Annotated in this window: 8 protein-coding genes; 6 read left to right on the forward strand and 2 right to left on the reverse strand. The window is 67.9% G+C overall.

The features are described 5' to 3' along the window. The coding region (locus SFU54_RS08375; protein WP_319015825.1) for a DUF2332 domain-containing protein at positions 1–1,015 on the forward strand (1,015 nt) is incomplete at its 5' end. Here the strand turns inward: SFU54_RS08375 and SFU54_RS08380 are convergent. Further along, the gene (locus tag SFU54_RS08380) at positions 1,003–2,133 is read right to left on the reverse strand and encodes a heme/hemin ABC transporter substrate-binding protein (RefSeq protein ID WP_319015826.1); all 1,131 of its coding nucleotides are present in this window, start codon (positions 2,131–2,133) and stop codon (positions 1,003–1,005) included. The two genes, SFU54_RS08375 and SFU54_RS08380, sit on opposite strands and share 13 nt — an antisense overlap. Before the next feature lie 152 nt (positions 2,134–2,285). Here SFU54_RS08380 and SFU54_RS08385 point away from each other — a divergent pair, with 152 nt between their 5' ends. The 5 genes from SFU54_RS08385 to groL all read left to right on the forward strand — a co-directional run bounded on the left by SFU54_RS08385 (position 2,286) and on the right by groL (position 6,371). Continuing rightward, positions 2,286–2,558 (forward strand): DUF3263 domain-containing protein, encoded by a 273-nt coding sequence (locus SFU54_RS08385; RefSeq protein ID WP_319015827.1) that lies wholly within the window; start codon positions 2,286–2,288, stop codon positions 2,556–2,558. A gap of 28 nt (positions 2,559–2,586) precedes the next feature. Continuing rightward, complete coding sequence (locus SFU54_RS08390) at positions 2,587–3,168, forward strand: LytR C-terminal domain-containing protein (protein WP_319015828.1); 582 nt, start codon at positions 2,587–2,589, stop codon at positions 3,166–3,168. 123 nt (positions 3,169–3,291) lie between these two features. Continuing rightward, positions 3,292–3,495 carry a cold-shock protein gene (locus SFU54_RS08395; RefSeq protein WP_319015829.1) on the forward strand — a complete coding sequence of 68 codons (204 nt, stop codon included), beginning with the start codon at positions 3,292–3,294 and terminating at the stop codon, positions 3,493–3,495. A 64-nt stretch (positions 3,496–3,559) separates the two neighbouring features. After that, positions 3,560–4,591, forward strand: a complete 1,032-nt coding sequence (locus SFU54_RS08400; RefSeq protein ID WP_319015830.1) for a DUF3048 domain-containing protein — start codon at positions 3,560–3,562, stop codon at positions 4,589–4,591. A 151-nt stretch (positions 4,592–4,742) separates the two neighbouring features. After that, positions 4,743–6,371 (forward strand): chaperonin GroEL, encoded by a 1,629-nt coding sequence (gene groL, locus SFU54_RS08405; protein ID WP_319015831.1) that lies wholly within the window; start codon positions 4,743–4,745, stop codon positions 6,369–6,371. Between the two features lie 99 nt (positions 6,372–6,470). On the opposite strand, the gene SFU54_RS08410 is transcribed toward groL, so the two are convergent. Beyond that, the gene (locus tag SFU54_RS08410) at positions 6,471–7,178 is read right to left on the reverse strand and encodes a biliverdin-producing heme oxygenase (RefSeq protein WP_319015832.1); all 708 of its coding nucleotides are present in this window, start codon (positions 7,176–7,178) and stop codon (positions 6,471–6,473) included. Between the last annotated feature and the right edge of the window lie 194 nt (positions 7,179–7,372).

Raw genomic sequence — 7,372 nt, forward strand, 5'->3', positions numbered from 1 at the left:
CCTGAGCCCCGGTCGGTGGCACGATGGCACCGTGAGCACGACCGCAGAACGGTACCGGCGCTTCGCCCGCGAGGCGGCCCCACGCTCGCGCACCTACGCGGCCTGGTCGCTCGAGATCGCCGACGACGACGAGTGCATCGCCCTCATCGACACTCTGCCCGTCGCTGATCGTCAGCCCGTTCTCGTGCTCACGGCCGCGCGGTTTTCGGGGCTCGCAGCGAACGGCGACATCCGCGCCTGGCTCGAAGGCGAGTGGGATGCTGTGGCCCAGATCGCGCGCCACCGCGCCACGCAAACGAACGACCCGCGCCGTACGGCACCCTTGCTCGCGGCCCTTCAGGGAATCCCCGGCCCGATTGCTCTGCTCGAAGTGGGAGCATCGGCCGGGCTCGGTCTGCTCGTCGACCGCTACAGCCACGTGTTCGTCGATGCTGACGGAGTCGAGCACCGCGTCGACCCGGTCGAAGGCCCCTCGACGCTCGAGCTGCGGTGCACCCTCGGGGAGGGCGTGCCGGTGCCGACGGCGATGCCTGAGATCGTGTGGCGGGCAGGGCTCGAGCGCAGCCCCCTGCGGCTCACGAACGCCGACGACGAGAGGTGGCTGCGCACGCTCATCTGGCCCGAAGAGCGTGAGCGCGCAGCACAGCTCGACGCCGCCATCGCGATCGCACGCGAGCACACCCTGCACCTCATTGCGGGAGACGCCGTTGAGGGGCTCGCGGCGCTCGCGGCGCACGCACCGCACGATGCCACGCTCGTCGTCGCGAGCCCGGCCGTGCTCGTGTATCTCTCGCCCGCCGATCGCGCGCGGTTCACGGCGGCGGTGAGCGAGCTGCCCGGCCACTGGATCTCCCTCGACGGCCGACGAGTGCTGACCGACGTCGGAGCGAGCGCCGATGCGCTGCTGCCGGGCGCCGACGATGACTTCGTGCTGAGCCTCGACGGCCGCGCGCTCGCCGTGGTGTCACCGCACGGAGATGTCATTCACCGCTGGGTGGGTGGTTACGGGGCATAGATTGCCCGAGCAAGCGCGTCGAGCACCGCGGGCGTGCGGGGGCCGAAGCTCAGCACCTCGCCGTCATCCATGTCGACGAAGCGGCGGGTTTCGCCGGCGCGCGTGAGTCCGACGGCAGGCTTCTCGGCGAGCAGGCCGTCGACGCCGCCCACGCTCTCGAGGCCCCCGGTCATGACCAAGATCAGGTCGGGGTTTGCCGCCACGAGAGCTTCGTCGGTCATGGGCCGCAGGCCGACCCAGCCGATCTCTCCGGCCACGTCGATGCCGCCGAGCCCTTCGATGAGCTCGTCGGCGCCCGACTCTTCGCCAAAGAGGTAGTAGATGCCCGAGGCACCTCGCAGGTAGAGAAACAGAATGCGCACGCGGTCGGCCGGGTCATCGGGGCGGATCGACTCGATTGCGGCGAGCACGTCGGCGAGCTCCTGCTCGAGACGTTCGGCGAGCAGGTCTCCTGTCTCGGGTGAGCCGAGAGCTGCCGACACTTGCCGCGCCAGCTCGGCGGGGGCGCTGAGGCCGGGTTCGGCATCCACATAGACCACTGTCACCCCGGCATCGCGCAACTGCAGCACGACGTCGGTCGGCCCGACCGTGCCGTCGGTGATCACGAGCGTCGGGCGCAGGGCGAGCACGGCCTCGCTGCTGATCGCGTGGCCGCTGCTCGTGACGATGGGCAGGTCGGCGGCCTCAGGAAACGTCGTCGAGATGTCGCGCCCGACCACATCGTCGCCGAAGCCCAGCGCGAAGACCGTGGCCGCGATCGAGCCGGCAATGTCGAGGGGCAGGATGCGACTGGCGTCACTCACGACGACGTCGCGGTCGCCGTCGAGGTCGCGCGACACGACCGTGACGGGCAACGCTTGAGCGGGGTCGGTGGCGACCGGAACGATGGCGCTGGATTCGATGAGTGCCGTGGACGGTCCCGTCAGTGCGCGCGGGTTTTCGGCCACCACGAGCTCGCTGAGGGGCACGCGCGGGCCCACGGGAGCCGTGGGCTCGGCACTCGACTGCGGGGTCGACACCGAGCATCCCGTCAGCAGAGCGATGACGACGGCGCCCACCGACACCATCGCGGCACTGCGGTGCGGCGCGCGCGTGCTGCGCGAAGATTGGCGGGTCATGACGGTTCCGGTCGATCGAGAGTCGGCTCAGCGAGAGTTAGGCAAGCCTAACCCGCGCCGCTGTGCGGCAGGTGGGCGCCCCCGACTGAGCCTTCCGTAGCGCCCGCGAGCCGCCTAGGGCCGAAGGTCCTCGGGTCGTACTCTGATGACCCATGGATGCTCCCACCAACCCACTCGACGAGCGCGCCCAGCGCGTGCTCGAGTTCGAGCGCACGTGGTGGGGTCACAGCGGGGCGAAAGAGCTCGGCATCCGCCGCGAGTTCGGCTGGACTCCGGCCCGCTACTATCAAGTGTTGAACGCCGTGATCGACACTGAGGTCGCCGTGCAATACGACCCCGTTCTTGTGGGCCGATTGCTCGAAGTGCGCGATAGTCGCGCAGAACGGCGACGCATACGACGTGCACGCGCCGATGGCGCGGCCTAAGACCCCACCTGCGGAAGGCATCATCACGATGGCCGAATACACCCCCGATCGTTTCGACGAGATTCCCACCAACCTCGGACGCGTTGGCGCCCACCGCGCTCCGGCCCCCCGCGGGCGCGGCTGGATTGCCTTTGCGTGGGCGGCACTCGCCAGCGGAGCGCTCGTCGTCGCCGGGCTCTATGGCCTCTCGCTCATTAGCGATCGCGTGAACTTCGAACTTCCGGGGCTGGGCACGGCTGAGCCCATGCCGACGCCGACGGAGTCGCCGTCGCCCTCGTCGCTGGTCGAGCCCATCACCGACCCTGCGCTGGCCGAACTGCCGGCCGGCTTTGTCATCACGATCTTGAACGGAACGGAGGTCAACGGGCTCGGTGCCGCGGCACGCGACCTGTTGACCGCACCGGGCTGGCCCGTGGGCACCGTGACGTCGGCAGCGCAGACCGATCTGACCGAGACGGTCATCTACTACAGCGACCCGGCCCTCGAAGGTGTCGCGGCGGGCATGGTTCAGTTGCTGGGCGTGGGCGTGTTTGAGCTGTCAGACGCTTTCCCCGGAGCGCCCATCACCATCGCGCTGGGCGCCGATTTCGCCGCAATCGCTGCCCCGTAAGGGTCGTGCGTTACGCGGGCGTTTCGCGTCGGTAAAACGTCATCGCCGAGGGCTCTCGAGCCCTGTATTCCGGGGGTCAGCACGGGTATTCTCACTCAATCCCCGGCTACAAGGAGCTCCGCAATGCCCACAGGAACCGTCAAGTGGTTTAACGCCGAGAAAGGCTTCGGCTTCATCACGCTCGAGGGCGGTGAGAGCGACGTGTTTGTGCACTACAGCGCGATCGACATGCCCGGATACAAGGTGCTCGAAGAAGGTCAATCGGTCACGTTCGAGATCGGCACGGGCACGAAAGGCCCGCAGGCCGAAGGAGTTCGCGTCGCCTGATCGCGCGTGCGGCGCACCGCGCCCGTGCCGCCTCGCGCATTCCTCCCGGGGCTAAGGTGACGCCATGACCCGGTCGACCCTCCGCATCGCGAGCGTCGGCGCACTCAGCGCCGCCCTCGTGGTCATCGGTGGGTGCACGACGACAGAGGTCATGCCCAGCCACTCGGCGTCTCCGTCGTATGTCTCGACCTACGAAGCGCCCCCGGCCTATGCCATCGCGCCGCTCACGGGCGAGCAGATCGAGGTGGGGGCACTCGCTACCCCGTCTCTTGCCGCCAAGGTCGACAACCACCCCGACGCGCGCCCGCAGATCGGCCTCGAGCGAACCGACATCGTCTTTGAAGAACTCGTCGAGGGCGGTCTCACTCGCTACGTCGCCGTCTGGCACTCAGACGTGCCGAGCGTCATCGGGCCCGTGCGCTCGATTCGCCCGATGGACCCCGACATCATCTCGCCGCTCGGCGGCATCGTCGCCTACTCGGGAGGTCAGAGTCGCTTTGTCGAGATGATGCGCGCGGCCCCCGTGTACAACGCCATTCACGGGCAACGCGACACCGATGACACGTTCTATCGAGGCGATAACGCGGATGCTCCGCACAACGTGCTCGTGAAGGCCCCCGAGGTCATCGCGCAGCACCTCGACCTGGCGCCGCCTCCGCAGCTCTTCGCATTCTCTGACAGCATCGCGTCGGCGACGGCGACGAAAGAAGGCACTCCCACGGCGGGCATGGACATGCGCTTTGGCGGTGCGAGCAGTCCGTCGTGGAACTGGGATGCCGCGAGCCAGCGCTGGCTGAGGCTGCAGACGGGCGGCACGCCCGACACCGATGCCAACGGGGCACAGTTGAGCGCCGTCAATGTCGTGGTGCTGAGGGTTCCGGTGCAGGTGATTCAGAGCATCCCGACCACTCAGCTCATCGGCTCGGGCGAAGCCTGGATTTCGACGGGCGGGGCCACCGTGCGCGCCACGTGGTCGAAGAGCTCGATGACGGCGCCCATTCGATTGCTCGACGCCAACGGGGTGGCCGTGCGGTTGGCGCCTGGCAACACCTGGGTCGAGCTCGTGCCGCTCGGCGGCTCGCTCGCGTTCCGATAGCCGCTCGTTCACGCTCACCCTCGCTCTGGCCGTATGCACGGCTCGCGCGGCTTGCACTCGACCCCAGCGAGTGCCAGAATCGTTTAGCACTCACGCTCTGTGAGTGCCAAGAGCTACCGTACGTGAAGCGTCCGGGAGGGACGAGAGACACATGGCTAAGATCATCGCTTTCGACGAAGAGGCCCGTCGCGGCCTCGAGCGCGGCCTCAACATCCTGGCTGACGCCGTCAAGGTCACGCTGGGCCCGCGTGGGCGCAACGTCGTCCTCGAGAAGAAGTGGGGCGCCCCCACCATCACCAACGACGGCGTCTCCATCGCCAAAGAGATCGAGCTCGACGACCCGTTCGAGAAGATCGGCGCGGAGCTCGTCAAAGAGGTCGCCAAGAAGACCGACGACGTCGCCGGTGACGGCACGACCACCTCGGTTGTGCTCGCTCAGGCGCTCGTGCGCGAGGGCCTGCGCAACGTCGCGGCCGGCGCTGACCCCATCAGCCTCAAGCGCGGCATCGAGAAGGCCACGCAGGCTGTCTCGGCCCAGCTGCTGAAGAACGCCAAGGAGGTCGAGACCAAAGAAGAGATCGCCGCGACCGCGAGCATCTCGGCCGCCGACCCCGAGATCGGCGCGCTCATCGCCGAGGCCATCGACAAGGTGGGCAAAGAGGGCGTCGTCACGGTTGAAGAGTCGAACACCTTCGGCACCGAGCTCGAGCTCACCGAGGGCATGCGCTTCGACAAGGGCTACCTGTCGGCGTACTTCGTGACCGACCCGGAGCGTCAGGAAGCGGTCTTCGAAGACCCCTACATCCTGATCGTCAACGGCAAGATCTCGGCCATCAAAGACCTGCTCCCCGTCGTCGACAAGGTGATCCAGAGCGGCAAGCAGCTGCTCATCATCGCCGAAGACGTCGAGGGCGAGGCTCTGGCCACGCTGGTCGTCAACAAGATCCGCGGCATCTTCAAGTCGGTCGCCGTCAAGGCTCCTGGCTTCGGTGACCGCCGCAAGGCCATGCTGCAAGACATCGCCATCCTCACCGGCGGTCAGGTCATCAGCGAGGAGGTCGGTCTCAAGCTCGAGAACGCCACCCTCGACTTGCTGGGCCGCGCGCGTAAGGTCGTCATCACCAAAGACGAGACCACGATCGTGGAGGGTGCCGGCGAGGCCGACGCTATTGCCGGTCGCGTCAAGCAGATCCGCGCCGAGATCGAGAACACCGACTCCGACTACGACCGCGAGAAGCTGCAAGAGCGTCTCGCCAAGCTCGCGGGCGGCGTTGCTGTCATCAAGGCGGGTGCGGCCACCGAGGTCGAGCTCAAGGAGCGCAAGCACCGCATCGAAGACGCCGTTCGCAACGCGAAGGCGGCTGTGGAAGAGGGCATCGTCGCCGGTGGTGGCGTCGCGCTCATCCAGGCGGGCAAGACGGCGTTCGAGTCGAAGGAGCTCACCGACCTCGTCGGTGACGAGGCCACCGGCGCGAACATCGTCAAGGTTGCCATCGACGCTCCGCTCAAGCAGATCGCTCTGAACGCGGGCCTCGAGCCCGGCGTGGTCGCCGACAAGGTGCGTCACCTCGAGGTGGGCTTCGGCCTCAACGCCGCGACGGGTGAGTACGTCGACATGCTCGGTGCCGGCATCGCCGACCCGGTCAAGGTCACGCGCTCGGCTCTGCTCAACGCGGCGTCGATCGCCGGTCTCTTCCTCACCACCGAGGCCGTCGTTGCCGACAAGCCCGAGAAGCACCCGGCGCCCATGGGCGACCCGAGCGGCGGCATGGACTTCTAAGTCCGCGTCACTGCGTGCGGGCATCCCGTCGCGCACACAGACACGGGGCGGTTCCCTTGCGGGAGCCGCCCCGTTCTGCATGGCGAAAGAGCGCTCCGCTCAGCCGCGCGCGGCCAGTTGTTCGAAAATCAGGGTGTTGCGGTCGTAGGCGCTGAGCACTTCGGCGACGACGCGATCGGCCTCGTTGGATGCCCACGGCGCCGCGTCGAGCTGCGCTCGATAGGCATCTTTGAATGCGGCGGGGTCGCTGATGTGGTCGAAGTGATAGAACGACGCGCCGGGGCCGGCCGGGTCAAAACCGAACTGGCGCGAGACCACCCGACCGATGTGAATGCCGCCCGAGAGATCGCCGAGGTAGCGCGTGTAGTGGTGGGCGACGTAGCCCGCGGGCCACTCCGCCGCGACCTCGCGAATGCGCGCGGCATAGTCGACGGTGGCGGGCACGAACTCGAGGTGATTCCGCCACTCAACGCCCAGCAGTGCGGCGAGGTCGCGCTCGAGTGAGGGCAGGCGGTCGAGGTCGGCCGAGAGAAACGGGGCGACGAGCGGATGCTCGCGCAGAGCATCCGCTACGCCTTCGAGCGCCTCGTAGATGGCCCAGTGCTGCACGACGAGGGCCGTGTAGTCGTCGAGCGTCGCCCGGCCGGCCATGAGCTCGGTCATGAAGCTCGCGCTTTCGCTCGAGCCGTGGTGGGCACCGCTGCGCTCGCGCACGAGTCGGGAGAACGGCACCGCGTCGCCCGTGCCGGTGCCGGAGGGGGCGCCCGCGGCAATTGAGTGTGGTGCGGTGTCGGTCGCGGCAGACATCGTGTTCCTCGTAAGTCAGGTAAGGCTTACCTTACTACGAGGGTGTCCGTCGACGACACTCGCGGTGACGTTGTCCGAGCACTCTTAGTCGTGCGGCCGCGGCTCGACCCCGAGGGCGGCGCACGCGCGGTCGTAGAGCGCGACGATCTCGCGTCGAATCTCCGCACGCTCGCTAATCGGCTGCGACCACTCGA

The organism is Microcella sp. (genome assembly GCF_033763155.1).
Lineage (GTDB): Bacteria > Actinomycetota > Actinomycetes > Actinomycetales > Microbacteriaceae > Microcella.

What these genes read in the sequence shown, in the direction of transcription:
- SFU54_RS08380 (WP_319015826.1), bottom strand. Translation starts at nt 2,133, where the DNA reads ATGACCCGCCAATCTTCGCGCAGCACGCGCGCGCCGCACCGCAGTGCC.
- SFU54_RS08385 (WP_319015827.1), top strand. Translation starts at nt 2,286, where the DNA reads ATGGATGCTCCCACCAACCCACTCGACGAGCGCGCCCAGCGCGTGCTC.
- SFU54_RS08390 (WP_319015828.1), top strand. Translation starts at nt 2,587, where the DNA reads ATGGCCGAATACACCCCCGATCGTTTCGACGAGATTCCCACCAACCTC.
- SFU54_RS08395 (WP_319015829.1), top strand. Translation starts at nt 3,292, where the DNA reads ATGCCCACAGGAACCGTCAAGTGGTTTAACGCCGAGAAAGGCTTCGGC.
- SFU54_RS08400 (WP_319015830.1), top strand. Translation starts at nt 3,560, where the DNA reads ATGACCCGGTCGACCCTCCGCATCGCGAGCGTCGGCGCACTCAGCGCC.
- groL (WP_319015831.1), top strand. Translation starts at nt 4,743, where the DNA reads ATGGCTAAGATCATCGCTTTCGACGAAGAGGCCCGTCGCGGCCTCGAG.
- SFU54_RS08410 (WP_319015832.1), bottom strand. Translation starts at nt 7,178, where the DNA reads ATGTCTGCCGCGACCGACACCGCACCACACTCAATTGCCGCGGGCGCC.